The organism is Janthinobacterium sp., from assembly GCF_031995485.1.
Lineage (GTDB): Bacteria > Pseudomonadota > Gammaproteobacteria > Burkholderiales > Burkholderiaceae_D > Janthinobacterium.
Map to the genome: position 1 here is coordinate 1 of NZ_DAMAGB010000021.1, position 20832 is coordinate 20832.

Sequence of the window (20832 nt, forward strand, 5' to 3'; positions counted from 1 at the left end):
ACCGCCTTTCCAGGCCGCATGCGGACAGGGAGTTGCTTGCTGGGCGGCGGCGGGAAGCGACAGGGCGAGCGAAAGGAGAAAAACAGGGCGCAGGTTCATGCCCGTATTGTAAGGCGTCGCAGGTCGGATCAGGGCGAAGGCCGTAATCCGACAAGATTGTTGGCAACGCCTTAAAACGCCACAGTCGCCGACACCACCACCGTACGCGGCGCAGCCAATACCAGGCTGCCGGCGCCGAACGACGATATGGCCGACGACCAGTAGTTGCGGTCGGTGACGTTATCGACGCGCGCGCGCAGGGTCACGTCGCGGCCGGCCACTTGCGTCAGGTAGCGCGCGCCGATATCGAGGCGGGTCCACGAGGGCAGCTGCTTGGTGTTGGCCAGGTCCGCATACTGGGTCGAGGTGTAGACGGTGCGGGCGTTCAGGCTCAGGCCTGGCGCGCCCGGCACATCCCATTCGCCACCCAGGCTGACCTGGGTTTTCGGCGCGCCGATGGCCTGGTTGCCCTGGTTGACGCCGCCCTCGGTCTTGCGCAGGTCGGTATCGAGCCAGGTCAGGCCGCCCAGCAGGCGCACGCCCGTCACCGGCGTGCCGAACACCGACAGTTCCAGGCCCTGGTTGCGCTGCTTGCCGGACAGGTCGGCGCGCGTACCGGCGATCACCAGCGATGGCTTGTCGGTGGAGAACACGGAGGCGCTCATGCCCAGCTTGCCGCCGTCATACTTGACGCCGATTTCCTTCTGCCTTGACTTGTACGGGTCAAACACCTCGCCCAGATTGGTCACCGGCGTCGATTGCGGGCCGTAGGTGCCGCTGGCAACGGGGCCCTTGACCAGCGCTTCGATATAGTTGGCATACAGCGACACATTCTTGCTGGCCTTGTAGACGACGCCGGCCACCGGCGTGGTGGCGCTCTGGTCGTAGCTGGAGTACTGCACGGCGGTGCCGTAAGCGTAGGCGCCATCCTTGATCTGCTGGTAGCGCACGCCGACGGTCAGCAGCAGGCGCTCGTCGAGGAAGGCCATGGTGTCGGCCAGCGCATAGCTGCTGAGGATGGTTTTTTGCGTCAGGCGCGGATCGCTCATTACGCCGCCCGAGTTCGCTGCCAGTGTCTCCGGACGCAGTGCATCGACCGGACGATAGATATTCGTCGGCAGACCGGCATAATCGCTGATGGCATAGGCATTCTTCGCTTCATTCCAGTGCCCGGACCAGCTGGCCACCAGCGCATGCCTGATGCCGCCCGTATTGACCTTGCCGCGGACACCCAGTTCGCCCGTGCGGATTTCCTGCTTGCGTGCATTGTCAAAACGGTACACGCTGGCGTCGCCATTGCCCGACGTCAGCGCAGGGTTGGCCAGGCTGTTCGATTCACGCGTCTTGCGCCCGCCAAACGCGGCCCACGCCACCACATCTTTTGCCACGTCATATTCGGCGCGCGCGGTGCCGAACACATCGCGTTCCTTGGAAAAACTCCACGGCTGCGCAAAATTGCGCGATGCATCGGGCGCCGATGGCAGCACCGCCGCGCCCGAAGTGCCGACCGACGGGCGTGGCGCATCGAGGTCGAAATTCTGGTAGCCGGCATCGGCCGAAAAACGGAAACCACGGCCGCGGTAGTCGAGGCCGACGGCAAACATGCCCACGTCGTGGTCTTCATGCTTGATGCTGGTCTCGCCCTGGCGCTTGGCGGCATTGACGCGCACGCCCCATTCCTGCTGCTCGCCGAAGCGGCGCGCCACATCGATGGCGGCGTAGGCATGGCCGCCCGTTTCCACGCCGACCGTCACTTCCGTCAGCGGCGCATTGCCGGCACGCTTGGGCATCAGGTTGATGGCGCCGCCGAGGCCGCTGCCGCCCGGCGCCGCGCCGTTCAGAAAGGCGCTGGCGCCGCGGAACACTTCCACCCGTTCGAGCAGTTCCGGCGAGACATACTGGCGCGGCAGCACGCCGTACAGGCCGTTATACGCCACGTCGTCCGAGTCCAGCGCGAAGCCGCGGATCACATACACTTCCTGGAAATTGCCGTAGCCGCGCGACAGGCGCACGGCCGGGTCGCTCTGCAGCAGGTCGCCCACGCTGCGCGCCTGCTGGTCCGAGATGAATTGCTGGGTGTAGGCAGTCGAACCGAACGGCGAGTCCATCATGTCGACCGAACCCAGGATGCCCATGCGCCCGCCACGCGCCACCTGGCCGCCGGCATACGCGCGCGACAGGCCTTCGGCGGACGCGTCGGCCGACGCGTTGACCACCACCGACGGCATGGTTTGCGCGTCGGCAACGTCAGGCAAGTTTTGCGCCATCGCGGTGGAACTGGCCAGGAGGAAAGCAGCAAGGGCAAACGGAGTAGGGACTGGGCGAAATGGGCGCATGGCGTTCTTGATTAAATGTTAATGAGAATGATTATCATTATAAGCCAGCAAGGCTGCCCGTGTGAGCGGTGGCCAAAATAGTTCGATTTTTGTATAAAAAGTACAGACATTTACGCAACACCGGGACTTGGGTGCAGGATATGCAAGGAAAGGTGGCGCCAGACGGTACCTGCCCGAATTCCTGATGGAAACAGACGAGTGTGCCTAGAATGGGGAACCGCGCCACGGCGCTTATCAGGACACAGCATGGACAGGCAAGGCATCCACCCCGGCATCGAACATCGCATCAGCCTGAAAAGCGCCGCCGTTGCGCTGATCCTGGCCGTGCATGGGCTGGGCGTCTACCTGCTGCTGTTGCCGCCACGCCAGCTCAAGCAATATACGGAAGTGGCCTTCATGACCCTGATTCCGCCCCGGCCAGTGGCGCGCACGCCGCCGATGCCGTTGCCGATGCCCATGCCGTCGACGACTGTCCGCCAGCGTCCGCCCGCCGTGGCGGCAGCGCCGCCTGTTGCACCGGACGAGACCATCACCCTGGCGCCGGCCGCACCGCCAGGCGAGGTCGCGGAAGACACCGCGCCCGCTGCACCGGCAGTCGACTTGCGCACGCGCGCCCGGCTTGCGGCCGGTTCCATCGACCAGGCCCTGCGCGCCGAACAGAAAAAGGACAAGCCGTGGCTGGCCGCGCCCGAGCTGCACAGCGACAGCAAGTTTTCGGCGATGGTAGCCAGTGCCTGGCGCGGCGGCCCGGCGCTCAGGGTGGAGGATTATGTGACCGCCGATGGCCGCGCCGCCACGCGCGTCGTCACTGCCACCGGCACCACCTGCTTTGCCATGCAGGCCAATCCGTTGGGCGGTGCGGACCCGTTCGGCACGGCCGGCAAGGTCAAGCGCGTGCCTTGTCCCTAGGACGTGACCAACCCTGTTGACGCCAGGGTTACAGGGCATGGCCATTCCCGGCCGGGCGTCAAATATGCTAAGTTGCGTCTGCTAATAATACAGACCAACCCAGGACACCCATGCTTCCCGACATACTGATACTCGCCACCAGCCCCTCCGCCGCCGTCAACGAGCAGCTCGAACGCAGCTACACCTGTCACCACGCGTGGCAGGTGGCGCCGGAACAGCGCGCCGCCTGGTTGCAGGAACGCGCCAGCCGCATCCGCGCGGTAGTCACCACCGGCGCGCTGGGCTTGAAACGCGCCGACATGGATGCGCTGCCGGCGCTGGAACTCATCGCCGTCAATGGCGTGGGCCTCGATGGTGTCGATCTGGACGAAGCCCGCGCGCGCGGCATTGCCGTCACCACCACGCCGAATGTGCTGACGGATGACGTGGCCGACGTGGCGCTGGGCCGGCTGCTGGCCAGCGCCCGCCATATCGCCTTGCTCGACCGTTTCGTGCGCGACGGCGGCTGGGAACGCCGCGAACCTGTCAAACCGGCCTCCAGCCTGCGCGGCAAGACGGCCGGCATTTTCGGCTTCGGCCAGATCGGCCAGGCCATCGCGCTGCGCCTGGCCGCCTTTGGCGTGCAGGTGCGCTACTACCAGCCGCGCGCCAAGCCGGGCGTGGACGTGCCGCGCGCCGGCTCGCTGCTGGCCCTGGCGCAGGAAAGCGATTATCTGATCGTCTGCGCGCCCGGCACGCCGGCCACGCGCCATGCGGTCGATGCCGCAGTGCTGGCCGCGCTGGGACCAGCCGGCACCCTGATCAATATCGCGCGCGGCGCGCTGATCGACGAGGAAGCGATGATCGCAGCGTTGCAGGACGGCACGCTGGGCGCGGCCGGCCTGGACGTGTTTGCGGACGAGCCACGCGTGCCGGCCGCGCTGCGTGCCTTGCCCAATGTGGTGCTCACGCCCCATGTCGGCAGCCTGACGGTGGAAACGCGCCACGCGATGGGCCAGCTGGTGGTCGACAACCTGCAGGCGCACTTTGCCGGCCAGCCATTGCCGACCCCGGTCAAACTGTAAGGAACGAGACAGATGGAATTGAAAACATCGCTGCTGCGCACGCGCGGCAGGGCCGATAGCGGCAAGGTCGGCATGATCGAGCTGTTTTTCGACCTGGTCTTCGTGTTTGCCGTCACGCAGCTGTCGCATGCGCTGCTGGAACACCTGAGCGCCGAAGGCTGGCTGCAGACAGCCTTGCTGCTGATGGCGGTCTGGTGGGTATGGATCTATACCTCGTGGATTACCAACTGGCTCGATCCGGAACGCATGCCGGTGCGACTCAGCCTGTTCGTGCTGATGCTGGGCGGCCTGCTGATGTCGTCCTCGATCCCCGAAGCATTCGGCACGCGCGGCCTGGGCTTTGCCGGCGCCTATGTCGCCATGCAGGTGGGCCGTCCGCTGTTCGCGCTGTGGGCGGTGCGCGGCGAAGATGCGGCGCGGCGCCGCAATTTCCAGCGCATCGCGCTGTGGGCGGTGTTCTCGGGCGTATTCTGGCTGCTCGGCGGCGCGGCCGATCCCGCCGTGCGTATTTACTGGTGGGCCGGCGCCTTGCTGGTCGACCTGGCAGGGCCGTGGCTGCTGTTCGGTGTGCCCGGCCTGGGCCGCTCGACCACCGGCGACTGGGATATCGACGGCAACCATATGTCTGAGCGCTGTGGGCTGTTCGTCATTATTGCCCTGGGCGAATCGCTGCTGGTGACAGGCGCCAATTTCTCCGGCCTGGAATGGAACGCCGGCAACTGGCTGGGCTTTATTTCTGCCTTGCTGGGCAGCATCGCCATGTGGTGGCTGTATTTCGACAAGGGCGCCGAGCTGGGCCACACGCATATCGCCGCCTCGAAAGACCCGGGCCGCATCGCGCGCCGCGCCTACACGTATATCCACATGCTGATTATCGGCGGCGTGATCGTCAGCGCGGTGGCGGACGAATTGTCGCTGCTGCACCCCGATGAAACCAGCTTTGCCGGCATCAGCGCCATGCTGGGCGGCCCGATCCTGTACCTGTTGGGCAATGCGCTGTTCAAATGGGTCAGCAGCGACCGCTCGGCGCCGCCGATGTCGCATGTGCTGGGCATCCTGATCATCCTGGCGCTGATCCCGATGGCGTATGGCCGCCTGTATTCGCCGTTGACCCTGGCCTGCATCACGACCGTGGTGCTGATGCTGGTGGCGGTATGGGAGCATATGGCATTGCGCCGCCCCCCACCAGAGCTCGATCCTTGAGCCATCTCACGGTAGCGCCGCCGCGCGCAGCTGGGCTATCCAGGCGCGCGCGGCGCTGTTGTGTTCGTGGCGGCGAAACGCCACCGCGATTTCCGATGCAATCGGCGCTCCCGCCAGCGCGCGGTAGCACACGCCGGGCAGCCTGATGCCCTCCATCACGGCCTGCGGCACAATGGCGCAGCCCGCCCCCAGGGACACCTGCGCCAGCACCGCCAGCAGGCTGCCCGGGCGCGAGGCGATCTGCGGCGCAAAGCCGCCGCGCCGCGCCACTTCCAGCGTTCCATCTTCCTGTTCCGGCACGATCAGCTCCTGGCGCGCCAGCGCCTGCGCCTCGAGTGCGCCGCTGCTGGCGGCCAGCGCACTCCCTTCGGGCACGGCCAGCACAAAGCGCTCGCGCAGCAGCACCACGCTGTCCAGCCCCTCCGGGTACTGCATCGGAGGCCGCACAAAAGCAAAATCGAGCCGGCCCTGGTCCAGCAATTCCGGCAGCCGCTCCATCGGCAGCTCGCGCGAGCGCAGCGTCACGCCCGGATGCGCGGCGCGGAAGCGGGCAAACGCCCGCTGCAACACGCCGGCATAGACGGCCGACGCCACATAGCCGATCTCCAGCTTGCCCAGTTCGCCCCGTCCGGCGCGACGCGCTACTTCCTGCGCCTGCGCCAGCTGTTCCAGCGCGCGCTGCGCCTCGACCACGAACAGGGCGCCGGCAGATGTCAGCGCCACGCTGCGCTTGCTGCGCATGAACAGCCTGGTGCCCAGCAGCGCTTCTGCCTCCTGCACCTGCTTGGTCAGCGCGGGCGGCGAAATACCGAGCTCGGCCGCCGCTTTGGCAAAATGCAGCGTCTGCGCCACCACCAGTACGCAGCGGTAATGGCGCAGTTCCATGTCTTTCTCGGTATTCACCATTGATAAATTATAAGCCGATCGTCTTATAACAATATGTAATGCATGCCAGCTTACACTGGCCTCATGAAAAGAACCGATAAAACCCTGTATATCTGCTCCGCCGTCTGTGCGCTGATCATGCTCGACACCAATGTGGTGGCTGTCTCGCTGCCCGCCATCGCGCGCAGCCTGGATGCCAGCTTCGTCGACGTGGAGTGGGTGGTCAGCGCCTATATGCTGGCGTTCGCCTCGTTCCTGCTGCCGGCCGGCAGTATCGCCGACCGCCTGGGGCGGCGCCGCGTCATGCTGTGCGGCCTGGCCGTGTTTGCGCTGGCATCCCTGTTGTGCGGCGCAGCCTGGACGCCGTTCGTGCTGAACCTGGCGCGCGCCGTCAAGGGCCTGGGTGCGGCCTTGCTGCTCACTTCCGCGCTGGCCGTGATCGGCCACACCTTCCAGGGCGACGCCGAGCGCACGCGCGCCTGGTCGATCTGGGGCGCGGCCATGGGCGTGGCGATGACGGTGGCGCCGCTGCTGGGCGGCCTGATTACCAGTGGCATCGGATGGCGCTGGATTTTCTACCTGAACCTGCCGGTGGTGCTGCTGCTGATGTGGCTGGTAGCCAGGCATGTGGCCGAATCGCGCAATCCTGCCAGCACCGGACTGGACCCATTGGGCGCGGTGCTGTTCTCAAGCGGCCTGTTCTGCATGATCTGGGGCCTGATCGGGTCCGGCGTGACTGGCTGGAGCAGCCTGGCCACCGTTGCGCGTTTCGCCACCGGCCTTGTTCTGCTGGCCATCTTTGTCCTCGCCGAGCAGCGCGTGCGCGCGCCGATGATCGACCTGGCGCTGTTTCGCCGCCGCGCCTTTGCCGGCGCCGTGCTGGGCATGTTCGGCTATGCCGTCTCGGCCCAGGTGATGATGACCTTTTTGCCGCTGTACCTGCAGAACGCGTTCGATTATTCCGCCGTGCTGGCCGGCTGCGCCATGCTGCCGTTCGCCGTGGCCATGGTGCTGTTCTCGCGTATGGCGCCGCTGCTTGGTCCCTGGCTGATGGATCGCGGCATGCTGGTGGCGGGACTGTCGACCGTGGCGGCGGGCAATGCGGCCAGCGCGCTGGCCGCTGCCAGCCTGTCGTATGGCTGGGTTGCGCTGGGCATGGTGGTGACCGGCGCCGGTGCGGGATTGTTGAACGGCACCACGCAAAAAGCCATCCTCGCCTGTATCCCGCGCGAACGCAGCGGCATGGGTTCCGGCATCAGCACTACCACGCGCTTTACGGGCATCGTGCTGGCAGTGGGCGGGCTGGGCGCCGTGCTGGCGTGGCGTACCGGGGCCTCGTTCGAGCGCCTGGCCTGGCTGCATGGCCTGAGGGCGTCGCCGGAAATGGTGGGGCGTATCGTGGCCGGCAATGCGGCAGAAGCCTTCAGCCAGCTGCCGACACCGCTGCGCTCGCTGGCGCAAGAGACGGCGCGGCAAGCCTTTGTGGACGGTTTCGCGGCGGTGCTGTGGCTGGCCGCTGCGCTGGCCGTACTGGTAGCCGTGCTGGTTTTTTTCTGGCCAGGCCGGCGGGAAAAAGCCAGGCTATGTCACTTTTAGATGGGGAAGCTGCCCATCGCAGCCTTGAGCAAGCTTTGCGGAGACAAGATTCTCCTGGCGTCGAGGATCCGGCGCCAGCGTGCCGCGCACGCGGATGCCGGCCCGCCAGTTGACCGCTGCATGCCGGATGCCGATCTCTCTGGCAAACACGGGACAGGCCGGATGGCCAATCGCTGACGAGCAGGATATCGCGCTCGATCACCGGTGGCAGGCAGGCGTGCGGCCTGGCCTTGGCCAGCTGGCCCATGCCGGCGACCAAGTCGATGTCGTCTCTTGCAAGCAATGCATGATCAGTCAGACCTCGGCGATTCCGGAAGATTCCCACTTTTGACGTTGACAGAGCCAAAATGTAACTGTTCTGCGAGAACAGCGTGCACCAGCGCCGACTGTAATATCATGCCACCGAGAAATAGATGACACTCACTTAACTTTCAGGAGGCCCATGCGCAGGAAACGCATCATGATCACCAGCGTGCTGGCAGCGTTGCTTGGCGTGGCCGCGCCGCTGGGCCTGGCCATGCATCTGTCGATGGAACGGGCGGTGCAGGCAGAGCAGGAGCGGCTGCGTTTTCTGGCCAGCTACGCGCTGGAACGGGCGCAGCGCACGCTGGTGTCCGCCGGCGATGCGCTGCGCAGCTTCGAGCCGCTCGATGTGGCGCCCTGTTCGCCCGCGCATATCGAACGCCTGCGCCGCACCACCATCACCACGCGCAGCGTGGACGATATCGGCTATGTGGAAAACGGCATGCTCAAGTGCAGTGCCAGCGGCATGCAGGCGGTGCCGGTCAGCGTCACGCCGCCGGCGTTCACCCTGATGAACGGCATGGGCGTCGATTTCGATCTGCGCCCGGTCATCAGCGGCGGCAGGCGCATGGTGGGCCTGGTGCACGGCGCACACAAGGCGCTGATCGAACCGGTGCGCTTTGCCGACGTCATTGTCGACCATGATATCCAGATGGCGGTGGCACTGGCCCATGGCGGCGTGCTGGGCACTTTGCACCAGCCAGACCCGGCGCTGGTGCGCGCCTTGCTGTCGGGCAGCGCGATGCGCAACGGCGACCTGCACACGATATTGCGGCGCGACGGCCTGACGGCGGTGGTGATCGCGCCGCGCAGCAAGCTCGACGCCAGGCTGGCGCGCGAGCGCGCGGTGTGGCTGCCAGTCGGCCTGCTGATGGCGGCCTTTATGGTCGGCCTGGTGGCCTGGCTGTCGCGGCGCCGCCTGTCCCTGCTGGGCGAACTGAAAATCGCGCTCGAACGCAATGAGTTTTTCGTCCATTACCAGCCGATTATCGCGCTGGCTACAGGCGAGTGCGTGGGCGCCGAAGCGCTGATCCGCTGGCAGCGCCCCGACGGCAGCATGGTGCGGCCCGACCTGTTCATTCCGGTGGCCGAAGAAAGCGGATTGATTTTGCCGATTACCGACGCCGTCATCGCCTGCGTAATCGCCGACCTGCGCAATGCCCTGGTAGCCGACCGCGCGCTGCATGTCGCCATCAACCTGTGCGCCAGCGATATCGAAACGGGCAGGGTGCTGCAGGTGCTCGACCGCGTGCTCGCTGGCACCGGTATCGAGCCGCAGCAGATCTGGCTGGAAGCGACCGAACGCGGCTTCATCAATGCCGGCGCCGCGCGCGCGACACTGGAGCAGGCGCGCGAACGCGGCTACGCGGTGGTCATCGACGATTTCGGCACCGGCTATTCCAGCCTGGCCAGCCTGCAAAGCCTGCCGCTCGATGCGCTGAAAATCGACAAGGCCTTTGTCGACACCATTGCCACCGACGCCGCCACCAGCAGCGTCACGCCGCACATTATCGCCATGGCGCGCAGCCTGAAGCTGCAGATCGTGGCCGAAGGCATCGAAACGCAGTCGCAGGCCGATTACCTGGCGACGCAGCAGGTAGAATTCGGCCAGGGCTGGCTGTTCGCCAAAGCGCTGCCGGCCGCCGAATTCCTTGCTTTTCACGACGCACGCCGCCCCATGCCATCGACATGAACGATTTTCCTTATCCCTTGCAGCCGCTGCGCGTACCGGGCGGCTGGAGCATTACCGTCAATACCCTGTTCGACGTGGAACCGGGACCCGCTACCATGCAGTGGTTCAGCAGCGCGCTGCTGCTGTGGGGCCATTGCCGCGATTCGGGCTATTGCTTCAACTCCCATTTCGAACCGGAAGACGACCCGGATGGCGAGTTCGTGCTTGAGATGTTCAGGGTTAGGTACGACCGGCAGGGCCAGGCCGTCAAGGGCAGCGAGCTGTTCCTCGGCGACTTCCGTACGCGCAGCAAAACCGATTTTGTCGAGCGCGTCGAGCGATTTATGGCTCATCCTGTGCGGGAGCGGAAGACATGACCAGGGTCAGCATCAATTATCTGCTGTTATCGCTGTTCATTTTGCTGTTCGGCACCGCCGGCGGCGCCGCCATGACGCGAAAAATGGCCGGCCGCAATGACGAGCTGGGGTGGAGCTTTTTCTGGTGGGCGCTGCCGTTCTGCCTGGCGCTGTTTCTATGCCAGTGCCTGGTTTTTCCCAAGGCCCGCACCCGGCTGCTGTTTCAGCTGGTGTTCACCGGCTTGATGGGCTTTACGCTGACGTTTTTCCTGCTGTCCATTATTCTTCCCGTCTTCTGGCTCAGTCCCATGGCGCTGCCGGGCAAGATGGTCCTGGCGCTCATGTTCGCCGCCATCTTTCTGCATAACCTGGCGTTCGGCTGGCGGCGCGTGAACCTGCGCTGGGCCACCATGGCCGCTCCCGTTTTCGAGCAGGAATTCAAACCCCGGGACGGCACCGTCAACTGGGACAAGGTGGTGAGGAAAATGAGAATCGAGCCAGAAATCATTATTCCCGGCGTACCGGCGAAATGGGCCGCTGCCGTCTGGATCGCCTTGATTGCCTGCATGATCGTCGGCCTGGCCATGAAGTCGGCCTGGCCGGCGTTCAGCGCGTTTTCGTGGGCAATTCCGCTGGTCCTGGTCGCCGCCTGTCTCAATCAGGTCAGCGGTGCCGCTTTCGCGCAAGCCGTGAAAGTGCGTGCGATTGAAAAAGACAGGAAAATCATCCTGCCTTCCTGCGGTTGATCGCTGTAATGGCATGCCGGCCGTCACGCGCGGCGGCAAGGACCAGCGCAACGGCATGAACAGTTCGGTGAAAACAGCAATACAAACCTCAACCACCGATCGTGAAGTAAAAATCATCTTTGTCGGGAAAATGAACTCTTTTGATGCTGTTCGTGGCGGTGCCAGCCCCGCCTGGCGAGTTTCGCGTGAAGAAGGCGTGCGTTGATGGCAAAATGGACATACCATCAGCCGTCGGCTTATTTACTTCGTACCTGGAATCCACCTCATGTCAAACCGTGTTTATCTGTGCTGTACGCATTTCTCCACGCCGCCAGGCGACAGCGACTGGCCCGCGTTTGCCGATGAGTCCGGCATGGAATACGAGGCCGCGTACTGCATCCCCCTGTTCTGGCTGTGCCTGTTCGCGCCGCAGGACGTGCAGCTTGCCCAGGTCGAGGACGAAGATGCCGATGTGCCGCGCAGCTACGCTTTCCTTGCTTGTTCGCGCGACGATGGCCTGGCGCGGCTGCGGGCGCGTTCAGCCGTCATGCAGCGCGCGCTCGGCAGCGAGCGCCATGACTTGTACCTGGAATGGGCGGCGCGCCTGGGGCGCGAAAGCTACACCCATATCCTGGTCAGGACGGAAGAACTCGACATGATGGAGGAGGAGGGCCAGCTGCGGCAGGACATGCTGGCGGCCCTGAGCGATCTCGATGTGGCCTGCACCGGCGGTGCGCTGGTGGTCAGCCCCGTGCTGGCCAACCTGGCCGGCTTTCCGAATCCGCCCGAACTGCAGCGCTACAACTCCCATGTGCTGGCTGGCACGGCGATCAGCGCCGAAGGCTGGCCACCGGCATTGCCGGAACCGGCGCCAAAGCTGGAGCAGGACAGTGTGGATCTTCCCGCTACGCCGCGGGCGTGGTGGAAGCTCTGGTAGCGGGCGGGCGATGCTCTTCGGAAGGTACTCTTCCAACCCGGATGCGGAACCCGGGGCCGGACCCTGCTTTTGGATAAAGGCGATGCAGAGTAAACCCTAGTCGTCTTTTCTCTCTTCCAGCAGCGCCAGCCTCGCCGCCATCCCCGCATGCTCGCGCAACAGCGAGTCGCGCTCCTGCTCCAGCTGCTGCCTGCGCTCCAGGCTCGCTTGCGCCTTGTCGGCCAGCATGGACAACTGCCGGTCCTGCGTGGCCAGCGCCACTTTTGATTCATTGAGCGCCAGCATGGCCGCTTCGAGGCGGGCCAGCAGCGCGTCGGCCGACGCGGCCGCCTGTCCATACTGATATTCGAACTGGTCGCGCTCGGGACGCACGGTGGCCAGGGCATCGCGGTCCCGTGCCGCTTCTGCCGACACGCGCGCCAGTTCCGCCTGCAGCTGCGCCAGGCGCATGTCCTGCTGCACCAAAGTGGCCTGCTGGCCCTGCAGCCGCTGCTGCAGCTGGACGTTGTCCTGTTCCAGCCGGCTTTCGCGCTGCTGCTGCGCCTGGCGCTCTTCATTGCGCTGGGTGGCCGCCGCTTCCTGGTAATGGTCGAATTGCGAGCGCACCTGCGCCAGCTGGCGGTTCAGTGCCGCCACCTCCTCGCCGCGGTCGGCCAGGCGCTGCGTCAGCCCCGCATTGTCGCTATGCAGGCTGGCCAGTGTCACCGCCCGAAAATGGTGCTCTTCCTTCAGCTGGGCCAGCGCTTGCTGGGTGGCGCGCAGTTCCTGGGTCAGGCTGACGCGCACCTCCGTGAGCTTCAGCCGTTCCGCTTCGATCTTTTTCAGTTTTTCCTGCGCCGCCGTCAGTTCCACGCGGTTTTCCTGCATCGCCGTTTCGAGCTGCTGCGCCACATCGCGCTGCTGCTTGTGATACACGCCGCGCATCGCTTCCATCAGCTCGGCCGGCAGTCCTGCTTCCGTTTTCACGGCGCCCGCGCCCTGGAACTCTTCCTTCCAGCGTTTCAGCAGGGGCGCGATGGTGCTTTTGCTGCCGGTGCTGCCCAGCGCCTCGCGCACGGTATCGACCGTGGGATTGCGCCCATCGGCAGCGACGATTTGAGCTGCTTTCATAACATCAGAGTACGAAATGCCGGCGCGAGCCATAAAACCACCTGTGAGCGAAATTTAGTAACGTATTACATGATACGTAATTATGGATAATATTACGATATAAATTTTCTGAAAAATACAAAAATATATGTCGCGATAAGAGTGCTTATCGTGGGTTATGAGGTGGTTTTGCGTGGTATCCTGCGTAGCTCACGGTACATAACCCCGATTTCACCGATTTCATGCCGACTTTCCCGTTGAAAAGGCCGGGCTTTGCGCCAGCCCCCGCCATCCATCCCTTGCAGGGCGCCCTGATCGAGGCCGAGCTGGCCGCGCGCCACCAGGCTTTCCTGGCCGCCGCCACGGCCGACAACACGCGCCGCGCCTACCGCTCGGCCATCCGCCACTTTCAGAACTGGGGCGGGGCGCTGCCGGCCGATGAGTCCACCATCATTCGCTATCTGCTGGCCCACGCCGAAACGCTGAACGTGCGCACGCTGGCCCTGCGGCTGACGGCGCTGTCGCAATGGCATGTGTACCAGGGCTTCGGCGACCCAGCTTCCACGCCCACCGTGCGCAAGACGCTGGCCGGTATCGGGCGTTTGCATGGCAAGCCGAAGAAAAAGGCCAAGGCGCTGCCGCTGGAAGATCTGGAGCGAATCGTTACGCACTTGCAGGCGCTGGGCAGCCTGAAAGCGCTGCGCGACAGCGCCTTGCTGCAACTGGGATTTTTCGGCGGCTTTCGCCGCAGCGAACTGGTGAGCCTGACGATGGCCGATGTCAGCTGGGAGCCGCAGGGCCTGGTGATCACTTTGCCGCGCTCGAAGACCGACCAGTCGGGCGAGGGCATCGTCAAGGCGATTCCGTTCGGCGAGGGCGTGTGTTGCCCGGGCACTGCCCTGCGCGCCTGGCTGCTGGAGTCCGGCATTGCCTCGGGGCCGCTGCTGCGCACCGTGAATCAGTGGGGCCATGTCGGCCCGGGCGCACTCAATCCGGGCAGCATCAATACCATCCTCGAAGGGTGCGCCCGGCTCGCGGGCCTCGACTATGTGCCGGACCTGTCCAGCCACAGCCTGCGGCGCGGCATGGCCACCAGCGCGCACCGCGCCGGCGCCGATTTCCAAGCCATCAAGCGCCAGGGCGGCTGGCGCCATGACGGCACGGTGCACGGCTATATCGAGGAAGCCGGGCGTTTCGACAGCAATGCAGCCGGCAGCCTGCTGCGCAAGAAAGCGGCTGCCGCCTGACCTGCGGTTGACAATCGTGTGACACATGTCACATACTCTGTGCACACTTTGTCATCGAGGACAGGCAACGCATGAACCACCATACGGCCAGCCCGCGCAATGCGCGCATCGACTTCCTGCGCGGCGCGGCGATCGCCTGCGTGCTGCTGCTGCACTTCACGCTGGCGTTCGGCCTGGTCAATAGCCCGCTGGGCGACCTGCTGGGCGCCGCCGCCATCAAGGCGATCGCCTTTAACGGCAACTATGGCGTCACGATTTTCTTTGTGATCTCGGGCTATCTGATTACCAGCGGCATTCTCACGCGCTGGGGCAACTTGCGGCAGATCGATATACGATACTTTTACGTGATGCGTGCCGCCCGCATCCTGCCCGGCCTGCTGCTTGCGCTGGCCATTATTGTCGTGCTCGGTGTGCTGGACATTCCCTACTTCAATAATGGCGACGCAAAGCCGCCGCTGCCGGCCAGCTATTTCGGCATCGCCATCGCCTCCATCCTGACCTTCTGGCATAACGTGCTGATGCAATCAGCAGGCTATTTCAACTACTGCCTGAACGTGTACTGGTCGCTGTCGGTCGAGGAAATGTTTTATCTGTGCCTGCCGCTGCTGTGCTTGCTGTTGCGCCGCACCTGGCTGATCGCTGGCGTGTGCCTGGTTGCGGTCGTGGCCGGCCCGCTCTACCGCAGTGCGCATGCCGATAATGAACTGTATTTCATGTATGGCTATCTGGCGTGTTTCGATGCGATTGCCATCGGCTGCCTGAGCGCGCTGCTGGCGCCGCGCCTGCCGCTGCCGCCCCAGGCAAGGCGCATGCTGCGCTTGGCGTGCGGCATCGCGCTGCCGGTCATTTATCTGCGCGGCATAGGCGGCCATGAAGCGTTCGGCTTTACGGCGATCGCCCTGGCCGCCGCCGGCATCCTGCTTGGTGCGCACGGCGAACAGCAGCCGGGCTGGACCACGGGCCGGCTGGCCGCGCCGCTGCGCTGGGCCGGGCGCCATAGCTATGAACTGTATCTGTTCCACGTGATCGTGCTGGCGGCGATGCGCAATATTCTCACCAGGGCGGAGCTCAGCCATGCCATGCGGCTGCCGTGGCTGGCCCTGTTCCTGGCCTGCTCGGCGCTGGCCGCCATGCTGGTCAGCCGGCATATATCGGAACCGGCCAACCGCGCCTTGCGCGGCTGGTATCGCCAGCGCAAGGATGCTGCCGTACTGATCAGCTCGGGCGGATAATCATGCAGGTGGCCGTGGCATGCGCATAGATCTTGCCTGCCTCGTCGCGGATGGTGCCTTCGGAAATGACCAGGTTGCGGCCGGCATTGGTGACCTTGCCTTCCGCATACAGCGCCTGGTCGAACGGCAGCGGACGGCACATCTTGATATTGAGGTCGGTGGTGCCATAGCTTTCACCGGCCGGCAGCACCGTATGCGTGGCGCAGCCGGTGACCGTGTCGAGCACGGTCGCGGCAAACCCGCCATGCACGCCGCCCATCGGATTGGTATGGGTCTGGTTCGCGGTAGCCGTAAATACCACGCGGCCGTGCTCGATGGTGTCGACTTCCATCGGCATCACATTGGAAATGCCGGGACGGGGAAACAGTCCCTTGGCGAAAGCCTGCATCAATTCCAGGCCGGTCATTTGATTCGGTTGCATGGTATTACTCCTGTGGGGTGGTCGAAGAGGGTAAATCCTGTTGAAAACGCAACCTGGCCGCATGGATCAGGAAGCGCGCCACGACGGCCAGTTCCTGCTCGCTAAAGCCGCTTTTCAGCTGGGCGTTCAGGCTGTCCAGCACGGGCAGGGCGCCGGCCAGCACTTCGCGCCCCTTGTCGGACAGATGCAGCGAACCGGCACGCGCATCGAACGCCGACTGCGCGCGCACGATCAGCCCGTTTTCCTCCATGCGCGCCACCAGTCCCGTGACGGCGGAATTTTTCAGCTGCAGCAAGCGCCCCAGGTCTTTCAGCTGGCAGCCTTCCTGGCTTTTCAGCACGAACAGCGCCACCACCTGCGTGCCGGAAAACCCCAGTTCGCTGGTAAATACGGCGTCCGCCGAACGAAACAGATTCTGCCGCGCCTGGCTCAGCAGATTGAACAATCGCGGCGAGCGCTCGCCAGCGGGGCAGGCGGCAAGAGCGTCAGGGGTGGCCCCGGAGGGCGAGTCGGTATTATTACGCATGCGGAGTATACTACTACGTATGCGTAATAAATCAAGGGAATAACTTGAGCTCGATCGCAAGAATGGCGAAGTACTTGGTCAAAGACTGGTGCGTGCCCCTGGCTTAATCCCTGCCGCTCTCGGCATCGCGCTCGCGGCAACTGAGCGTCGCATAGCGCCCCGGCGCCAGCTTGCGGCGGATGCCCAGGCCGGCCAGATCGCCTTGCACGTCGGCGTTGTCGTTCAGGCTGCAGCGGTGCGCCGTGGCAAATTGCTCCAGCGCCTTGAGGCTGCCGCCGACCTTGACGCTCAGCCCGGCGCCGGGGCTGACGCAGCAGCCTATCCAGCGCGACATGTATTCTTCTTCGATCATTACCAGCTCGTGGCCCATGAAGCGGGCCGGTTTGTTGAGCAGGTAGTAATCGGTATAGTCGGCACGCACGTTCGGTTTGCTGTCGATCAGGCCGGCTTGCATATAGGCCTGGATGGCCTTGCCCGACGTGCCGACGCGTTCGCTGGTGCCTTTCTTCAGATGCATGGCCTGGGCCAGGCCGGTTTCCAGTTCCGTGCCGGGGTCGGCGCAGGCGAGGGAAGACGCCAGCGTCAATACAGCTGCAATACCAAGCCTGGCGAAACAAGATCGATGCATGAAATAGCTCCTTATATCAGTGGTGGTTCAGCCGCGCGGCCCGTCGCGCAGCAGTTCGGCCAGCCGCGCGGTAATCCACAGGCAGGTCGCGCTCAATTTCTTGCCGTGTAGCGCCAGGCGCCGCACGGGCAGGCGCGACAGGGCCAGCGCAGGGCAGGGCACTTCCTGCAAGAATCCCTTGTAGTTGTCGTAATGGGCGATATTAAACGGCAGTATCGCCCAGCCCAGCCCGTCGGCCACCATTTCCGCGATACTGTAAAAGCTGTCGGAATACCAGACGGCCGGGCTGTAGGCTTGTTCGCGGTTCAGCTCGGAGTCCATGATCAGCTGGCGGTAGCGCGCCAGTTCGTTGCGGCTGACCTCGCGGCCGTGCGCCATCGCGTGCCCTTTCGCCACGAACACGCCTTGCGCCACGCTGCCGATATGCTGCTGCTCCAGGATGGCGGAAACCTGCCCGCGGTCGAAATGAAACGCCACGTCGGCCTGCTGCTGTTCCACGTACTGCGCCACTTCCGAAGACGTGGCGTTCAGCATCACCAGTTCCAGCGCCGGATAACGTTCGGCCAGCTCCTTGACCAGGGTGCCGATCGCCAGGTAGGGCAGCGCTTCGTCAAGCGCCAGGGTCAGGCGCGCTTCCGGCGCCACGCTCAGCAGTTGCGCGCGCAGCTGCAAGCGTTCGGCCTGGCGCAGCAGTTCGCACGCTTCCAGGTGCATCACCTTGCCCGCTTCCGTCAGCACGGCACTGCGCCGCGAACGGTCGAACAGTTCCACGCCCAGCTCCGCTTCCAAGAGGCCAATGGCGGTGCTGACCACCGACTGCGCGCGTCCCAGCCGGCGCGCCGCGCCTGAAAACGAGCCGGCCGCGACCGCCGCTTCCAGATAGCGCATTTGTTCCAGTGTCCATTGCATGGCGGCTTCCCATCTGTTTTACAGATGGATTTTAACTTGAATACGATTCCAGGGCGACATAAACTGATGTTTCTTACCAATAAGGAATCATCATGACCAAGCAATCCGTCGCCAGCTTCAGCTGGTGCCACGACGCCGCGCAGGAAGATGCGCTGTGCAAACTGTACTTGGACAATGTCAGCCCTGATTATATTTCGCATTCGGAACTGCAAGGCGAGCGCGCCGAGTCGCCCGGCAACTGGCGTGCCGACCTGCCCGAGGTGATCCGCGGCGAGATCCGCGCCGCGCTGTCGCACGACTGGGCGCATGGCGATTCGAGCCTGCTGGCGGTCGCCACCGTTGACGGCGCCATCGTCGGCATGGCGCTGGTTTCGATCGATACGCGCCAACGCGCCGCGAAATCGTTTGCCGCACTGGACGACCTGGTGCTGCATCCGGACGCGCGCGGCAGCGGCACCGGCACCGCGCTGGTGGAATGGGTAGCTGGCGAACTGCGCAGCCACGGCATCGCGCGCCTGTTCCTCGAATGCGGCGCGCACAATCTGAACGCGCAGCAATTCTTCAAGGGGCGCGGTTTCCAGCAGGTATCGGTGGTGATGCTGCGCGAACTGAACGAGGACAGCGAGGACAGCAAGGACGGCGAGGGCGCCAACCATGGCTGACGCTGCCCGTTCCCCACGTCTTCCGGCACGGCTTCTTTACACGCCGATGTCGCGATTTATCCATTCCACCAGTTACTCCTGAGTTTTCCATGCATCCAATTAAAAAATGGCTGACGCTGGCCATTGTCTCCAGCGCCCTGTTCCTGATCGTGGTCGACATGACCGTGCTGTACACCGCCTTGCCTGCGCTGACGCGCGAACTGCAGGCATCGGCATCGCAAAAATTGTGGATCATTAACGCCTATTCGCTGCTGGTATGCGGTTTGCTGCCCGGCCTCGGCACCCTCGGCGACCGCCTCGGCCACAAACCCGTGTTCCTGTCCGGCCTGACTATATTTGGCCTTGCCTCGCTGTGCGCCGCGTTTTCGCCGTCTCCCGCCTGGCTGATTGCCGCGCGCATGCTGCTGGCGGTCGGCGCCGCCATGATGATGCCCGCCACCCTGTCGCTGATCCGCCTGACCTTTGACAACCGCCGCGAACGCTCGTTTGCCATCGGCGTCTGGGCCGCGATCGCCTCGGGCGGCGCCGCCTTCGGCCCCGTGCTGGGCGGCTTGCTGCTGGAACACTACTGGTGGGGTTCGGTATTCCTGATCAATGTGCCGGTGGTGGTCCTGACTTTGCTCATGGCGTCCTCGATACTGCCCAAGCGCGCCGGCAACCCTGACAAGCCATGGGATTTGCCCGGTTCGCTGCAGATCATGGCGGGCCTGCTGGGCAGTGTCTACGCCATCAAGGAACTGGGCAAGCCGCAGCCGTCCTGGCTGGTCGCGTTCGGCTCGTTTGCCATCGGCGCCGCATTCCTGTGGACCTTTGTGCGCCGCCAGCAACGGCAGGCGCAGCCGCTGATCGATTTTTCGCTGTTTCGCGCCTTGCCGTTTTCCAGCGCCGTGGCCGCCGCGATGGTGGCGTCGGCCGCGCTGATCGGCATGGAACTGGCGCTGAGCCAGCAGCTGCAGCTGGTGCGCTCGCTGTCGCCGCTGGAAGCCGGGCTGTTGCTGCTGCCCCTGCCATTGGCATCCGTGTTTGCCGGCCCGCTGACGGGCTACCTGCTGCCGCGCGCCGACAAGGCCAGGGTGCTGTGGGGCTCGCTGCTGGTATCAAGCCTGGGCATGGCCAGCTATCTGCTGCTGCACGAGGCCAGCGTGCCGGCGCAGATCGCCAGCCTGGTCTTGCTGGGCCTGGGACTGGGCGCCGTGATGACGGCCGCCTCCAGCGCCGTGATGCTGAACGTGGCGCCGCACCAGGCGGGCATGGCCGCCTCGATCGAGGAAGTGTCGTATGAACTGGGCGCCGTGCTGGGCGTGACCATTCTGGGCACTCTGATGTCGGCGGTCTACGGTGCCAGCCTGGTCCTGCCGGAAGGCGCCGGCCTGTTGCCGAACGCCCGCGACACGCTGGACGCCGCGCTGCTGGCGGCCGGGCAGCTGCCGGCCGGGCTGGGCGCGCAGGTGGCGCAACTGGCGCGCGCCGCGTTCGACCAGGCTTTTGCCGCCGTGCTGGCAACGGCCTCGGCCATCCTGCTGCTGGCGGCAGCGGCCATTCGCCAGCTGCATCTGCGGGCACTGGACGCGCTCGAGGCCGTCAAGCCACTGGCCACCAGCCAGCCGGCACCGTGATGGCGACATCGGGCGCCTGCACCACGGGGCGCGGCGTGCCATCGACCTCGATGAACATGGTCAGGTCGAGCAACAGCGCCGCCTGGCTGGTATCTGGCAGCATGGCGTCATGCCAGCGCTGCACTTCCACGGCCAGCTGGCCTGCCAGTTGCTGCGACGCGGTGGCGGCCGGTACGTCGCTGCCAGGGCGGGTCAGCACCAGGTCGGGCAGCAGCAATACCGGCAGTTGCACCGGCAAGCCGGTGGCATCGGCCTGATAGCGGTAGCTCAGTTGCAATTTCAGTGACCATGGCACGCCGGGCACGCTGGCCGCCCGCGTGCAGATCTGCAAGGCGCTGCCGAATGCGGCAATCAGCGAGGTAGCGCCGGCATGCGTCTGCGGCGCCAAGGTCAGCAGCGGCATGACCGGCGCGGCGAACGCCGTCATGTTCTGGTAAACCAACGCCGGATGGACCTTGCCGTGTGCATGGTCATCTA

At 64.7% G+C, this 20832-nt stretch carries 21 protein-coding genes and 1 pseudogene; 13 read left to right on the forward strand and 9 right to left on the reverse strand.

Annotation, left to right across the window (positions count from 1 at the left end; genetic code table 11):
• Positions 1 to 170: 170 nt before the first annotated feature.
• Positions 171 to 2294, reverse strand: a complete 2124-nt coding sequence (locus RTQ46_RS13445; protein ID WP_312437244.1) for a TonB-dependent receptor — start codon at positions 2292 to 2294, stop codon at positions 171 to 173.
• Positions 2295 to 2621: 327 nt separating this feature from the next.
• Here RTQ46_RS13445 and RTQ46_RS13450 point away from each other — a divergent pair, with 327 nt between their 5' ends.
• From RTQ46_RS13450 to RTQ46_RS13460, 3 genes are all read left to right on the forward strand, one after another.
• On the forward strand, positions 2622 to 3284 hold the full coding sequence (locus tag RTQ46_RS13450) for a hypothetical protein (RefSeq protein ID WP_312437245.1): 663 nt from the start codon (positions 2622 to 2624) through the stop codon (positions 3282 to 3284).
• 110 nt (positions 3285 to 3394) lie between these two features.
• Complete coding sequence (locus tag RTQ46_RS13455; protein ID WP_312437247.1) at positions 3395 to 4348, forward strand: 2-hydroxyacid dehydrogenase; 954 nt, start codon at positions 3395 to 3397, stop codon at positions 4346 to 4348.
• A 12-nt stretch (positions 4349 to 4360) separates the two neighbouring features.
• The gene (locus RTQ46_RS13460; protein ID WP_312437248.1) at positions 4361 to 5551 is read left to right on the forward strand and encodes a low temperature requirement protein A; all 1191 of its coding nucleotides are present in this window, start codon (positions 4361 to 4363) and stop codon (positions 5549 to 5551) included.
• 6 nt (positions 5552 to 5557) lie between these two features.
• Here the strand turns inward: RTQ46_RS13460 and RTQ46_RS13465 are convergent, their stop codons facing one another.
• Positions 5558 to 6436: a LysR family transcriptional regulator gene (locus RTQ46_RS13465; protein ID WP_312437250.1), complete on the reverse strand. Its 879-nt coding sequence runs from the start codon at positions 6434 to 6436 to the stop codon at positions 5558 to 5560.
• A gap of 84 nt (positions 6437 to 6520) precedes the next feature.
• Between RTQ46_RS13465 and RTQ46_RS13470 the strand changes: the two genes are divergently transcribed.
• Positions 6521 to 8032 carry an MFS transporter gene (locus tag RTQ46_RS13470; RefSeq protein ID WP_312437252.1) on the forward strand — a complete coding sequence of 504 codons (1512 nt, stop codon included), beginning with the start codon at positions 6521 to 6523 and terminating at the stop codon, positions 8030 to 8032.
• On the opposite strand, the pseudogene RTQ46_RS13475 reads toward RTQ46_RS13470, so the two are convergent.
• Positions 8029 to 8342: pseudogene (locus tag RTQ46_RS13475) on the reverse strand (IS1595 family transposase); the annotation flags it as partial. The gene RTQ46_RS13470 and the pseudogene RTQ46_RS13475 overlap by 4 nt on opposite strands.
• Before the next feature lie 132 nt (positions 8343 to 8474).
• Between RTQ46_RS13475 and RTQ46_RS13480 the strand changes: the two are divergent.
• From RTQ46_RS13480 to RTQ46_RS13500, 5 genes are read left to right on the forward strand one after another with little or no spacing between them, the layout of a single operon-like run.
• Positions 8475 to 10028, forward strand: coding sequence for an EAL domain-containing protein (locus tag RTQ46_RS13480; RefSeq protein ID WP_312437253.1), 1554 nt, complete (start codon positions 8475 to 8477; stop codon positions 10026 to 10028).
• A complete protein-coding gene (locus tag RTQ46_RS13485; protein ID WP_312437255.1) occupies positions 10025 to 10384 on the forward strand; it encodes a hypothetical protein in 360 nt (119 codons plus the stop codon). The genes RTQ46_RS13480 and RTQ46_RS13485 overlap by 4 nt, the downstream gene beginning before the upstream one ends.
• Complete coding sequence (locus tag RTQ46_RS13490) at positions 10381 to 11109, forward strand: hypothetical protein (protein WP_312437257.1); 729 nt, start codon at positions 10381 to 10383, stop codon at positions 11107 to 11109. Before RTQ46_RS13485 ends, RTQ46_RS13490 begins: the two co-directional genes overlap by 4 nt.
• Before the next feature lie 13 nt (positions 11110 to 11122).
• Positions 11123 to 11314 carry a hypothetical protein gene (locus RTQ46_RS13495; protein WP_312437258.1) on the forward strand — a complete coding sequence of 64 codons (192 nt, stop codon included), beginning with the start codon at positions 11123 to 11125 and terminating at the stop codon, positions 11312 to 11314.
• A 60-nt stretch (positions 11315 to 11374) separates the two neighbouring features.
• Positions 11375 to 12025: a hypothetical protein gene (locus tag RTQ46_RS13500; RefSeq protein WP_312437260.1), complete on the forward strand. Its 651-nt coding sequence runs from the start codon at positions 11375 to 11377 to the stop codon at positions 12023 to 12025.
• Between the two features lie 96 nt (positions 12026 to 12121).
• On the opposite strand, the gene RTQ46_RS13505 is transcribed toward RTQ46_RS13500, so the two are convergent.
• A complete protein-coding gene (locus tag RTQ46_RS13505) occupies positions 12122 to 13135 on the reverse strand; it encodes a DNA-binding protein (RefSeq protein ID WP_312437261.1) in 1014 nt (337 codons plus the stop codon).
• A 221-nt stretch (positions 13136 to 13356) separates the two neighbouring features.
• Between RTQ46_RS13505 and RTQ46_RS13510 the strand changes: the two genes are divergently transcribed.
• Together RTQ46_RS13510 and RTQ46_RS13515 are read left to right on the forward strand one after the other, a co-directional pair.
• On the forward strand, positions 13357 to 14361 hold the full coding sequence (locus RTQ46_RS13510; protein ID WP_312437262.1) for a tyrosine-type recombinase/integrase: 1005 nt from the start codon (positions 13357 to 13359) through the stop codon (positions 14359 to 14361).
• Positions 14362 to 14432: 71 nt separating this feature from the next.
• Complete coding sequence (locus tag RTQ46_RS13515) at positions 14433 to 15593, forward strand: acyltransferase (RefSeq protein ID WP_312437264.1); 1161 nt, start codon at positions 14433 to 14435, stop codon at positions 15591 to 15593.
• Here RTQ46_RS13515 and RTQ46_RS13520 read toward each other — a convergent pair.
• The 4 genes from RTQ46_RS13520 to RTQ46_RS13535 all read right to left on the reverse strand — a co-directional run bounded on the left by RTQ46_RS13520 (position 15577) and on the right by RTQ46_RS13535 (position 18077).
• Positions 15577 to 16014: a PaaI family thioesterase gene (locus RTQ46_RS13520; protein ID WP_312437266.1), complete on the reverse strand. Its 438-nt coding sequence runs from the start codon at positions 16012 to 16014 to the stop codon at positions 15577 to 15579. The genes RTQ46_RS13515 and RTQ46_RS13520 overlap by 17 nt on opposite strands.
• A gap of 4 nt (positions 16015 to 16018) precedes the next feature.
• Entirely contained in the window at positions 16019 to 16540 is a 522-nt protein-coding gene (locus tag RTQ46_RS13525; protein WP_312437267.1) for a MarR family winged helix-turn-helix transcriptional regulator, read from the reverse strand.
• 103 nt (positions 16541 to 16643) lie between these two features.
• Positions 16644 to 17168 (reverse strand): hypothetical protein, encoded by a 525-nt coding sequence (locus RTQ46_RS13530; protein WP_312437269.1) that lies wholly within the window; start codon positions 17166 to 17168, stop codon positions 16644 to 16646.
• A gap of 27 nt (positions 17169 to 17195) precedes the next feature.
• Positions 17196 to 18077: a LysR family transcriptional regulator gene (locus RTQ46_RS13535; RefSeq protein WP_312437270.1), complete on the reverse strand. Its 882-nt coding sequence runs from the start codon at positions 18075 to 18077 to the stop codon at positions 17196 to 17198.
• A gap of 92 nt (positions 18078 to 18169) precedes the next feature.
• Here RTQ46_RS13535 and RTQ46_RS13540 point away from each other — a divergent pair, with 92 nt between their 5' ends.
• Both RTQ46_RS13540 and RTQ46_RS13545 read left to right on the forward strand, forming a co-directional pair.
• A complete protein-coding gene (locus RTQ46_RS13540) occupies positions 18170 to 18739 on the forward strand; it encodes a GNAT family N-acetyltransferase (RefSeq protein ID WP_312437272.1) in 570 nt (189 codons plus the stop codon).
• Positions 18740 to 18828: 89 nt separating this feature from the next.
• The gene (locus RTQ46_RS13545; protein ID WP_312437273.1) at positions 18829 to 20355 is read left to right on the forward strand and encodes an MFS transporter; all 1527 of its coding nucleotides are present in this window, start codon (positions 18829 to 18831) and stop codon (positions 20353 to 20355) included.
• Here RTQ46_RS13545 and RTQ46_RS13550 read toward each other — a convergent pair.
• The gene (locus tag RTQ46_RS13550; protein WP_312437275.1) at positions 20321 to 20782 is read right to left on the reverse strand and encodes a hypothetical protein; all 462 of its coding nucleotides are present in this window, start codon (positions 20780 to 20782) and stop codon (positions 20321 to 20323) included. The genes RTQ46_RS13545 and RTQ46_RS13550 overlap by 35 nt on opposite strands.
• Positions 20783 to 20832 lie beyond the last annotated feature (50 nt).

Excerpts from the sequence above, each read along its gene's own strand:
- RTQ46_RS13505 (WP_312437261.1), bottom strand. The coding sequence starts at position 13,135 with ATGAAAGCAGCTCAAATCGTCGCTGCCGATGGGCGCAATCCCACGGTC.
- RTQ46_RS13485 (WP_312437255.1), top strand. The coding sequence starts at position 10,025 with ATGAACGATTTTCCTTATCCCTTGCAGCCGCTGCGCGTACCGGGCGGC.
- RTQ46_RS13535 (WP_312437270.1), bottom strand. The coding sequence starts at position 18,077 with ATGCAATGGACACTGGAACAAATGCGCTATCTGGAAGCGGCGGTCGCG.
- RTQ46_RS13540 (WP_312437272.1), top strand. The coding sequence starts at position 18,170 with ATGACCAAGCAATCCGTCGCCAGCTTCAGCTGGTGCCACGACGCCGCG.
- RTQ46_RS13480 (WP_312437253.1), top strand. The coding sequence starts at position 8,475 with ATGCGCAGGAAACGCATCATGATCACCAGCGTGCTGGCAGCGTTGCTT.
- RTQ46_RS13455 (WP_312437247.1), top strand. The coding sequence starts at position 3,395 with ATGCTTCCCGACATACTGATACTCGCCACCAGCCCCTCCGCCGCCGTC.
- RTQ46_RS13460 (WP_312437248.1), top strand. The coding sequence starts at position 4,361 with ATGGAATTGAAAACATCGCTGCTGCGCACGCGCGGCAGGGCCGATAGC.
- RTQ46_RS13490 (WP_312437257.1), top strand. The coding sequence starts at position 10,381 with ATGACCAGGGTCAGCATCAATTATCTGCTGTTATCGCTGTTCATTTTG.
- RTQ46_RS13545 (WP_312437273.1), top strand. The coding sequence starts at position 18,829 with ATGCATCCAATTAAAAAATGGCTGACGCTGGCCATTGTCTCCAGCGCC.
- RTQ46_RS13510 (WP_312437262.1), top strand. The coding sequence starts at position 13,357 with ATGCCGACTTTCCCGTTGAAAAGGCCGGGCTTTGCGCCAGCCCCCGCC.
- RTQ46_RS13500 (WP_312437260.1), top strand. The coding sequence starts at position 11,375 with ATGTCAAACCGTGTTTATCTGTGCTGTACGCATTTCTCCACGCCGCCA.
- RTQ46_RS13520 (WP_312437266.1), bottom strand. The coding sequence starts at position 16,014 with ATGCAACCGAATCAAATGACCGGCCTGGAATTGATGCAGGCTTTCGCC.
- RTQ46_RS13495 (WP_312437258.1), top strand. The coding sequence starts at position 11,123 with ATGCCGGCCGTCACGCGCGGCGGCAAGGACCAGCGCAACGGCATGAAC.
- RTQ46_RS13550 (WP_312437275.1), bottom strand. The coding sequence starts at position 20,782 with ATGACGGCGTTCGCCGCGCCGGTCATGCCGCTGCTGACCTTGGCGCCG.
- RTQ46_RS13465 (WP_312437250.1), bottom strand. The coding sequence starts at position 6,436 with ATGGAACTGCGCCATTACCGCTGCGTACTGGTGGTGGCGCAGACGCTG.
- RTQ46_RS13515 (WP_312437264.1), top strand. The coding sequence starts at position 14,433 with ATGAACCACCATACGGCCAGCCCGCGCAATGCGCGCATCGACTTCCTG.
- RTQ46_RS13450 (WP_312437245.1), top strand. The coding sequence starts at position 2,622 with ATGGACAGGCAAGGCATCCACCCCGGCATCGAACATCGCATCAGCCTG.
- RTQ46_RS13530 (WP_312437269.1), bottom strand. The coding sequence starts at position 17,168 with ATGCATCGATCTTGTTTCGCCAGGCTTGGTATTGCAGCTGTATTGACG.
- RTQ46_RS13470 (WP_312437252.1), top strand. The coding sequence starts at position 6,521 with ATGAAAAGAACCGATAAAACCCTGTATATCTGCTCCGCCGTCTGTGCG.
- RTQ46_RS13525 (WP_312437267.1), bottom strand. The coding sequence starts at position 16,540 with ATGCGTAATAATACCGACTCGCCCTCCGGGGCCACCCCTGACGCTCTT.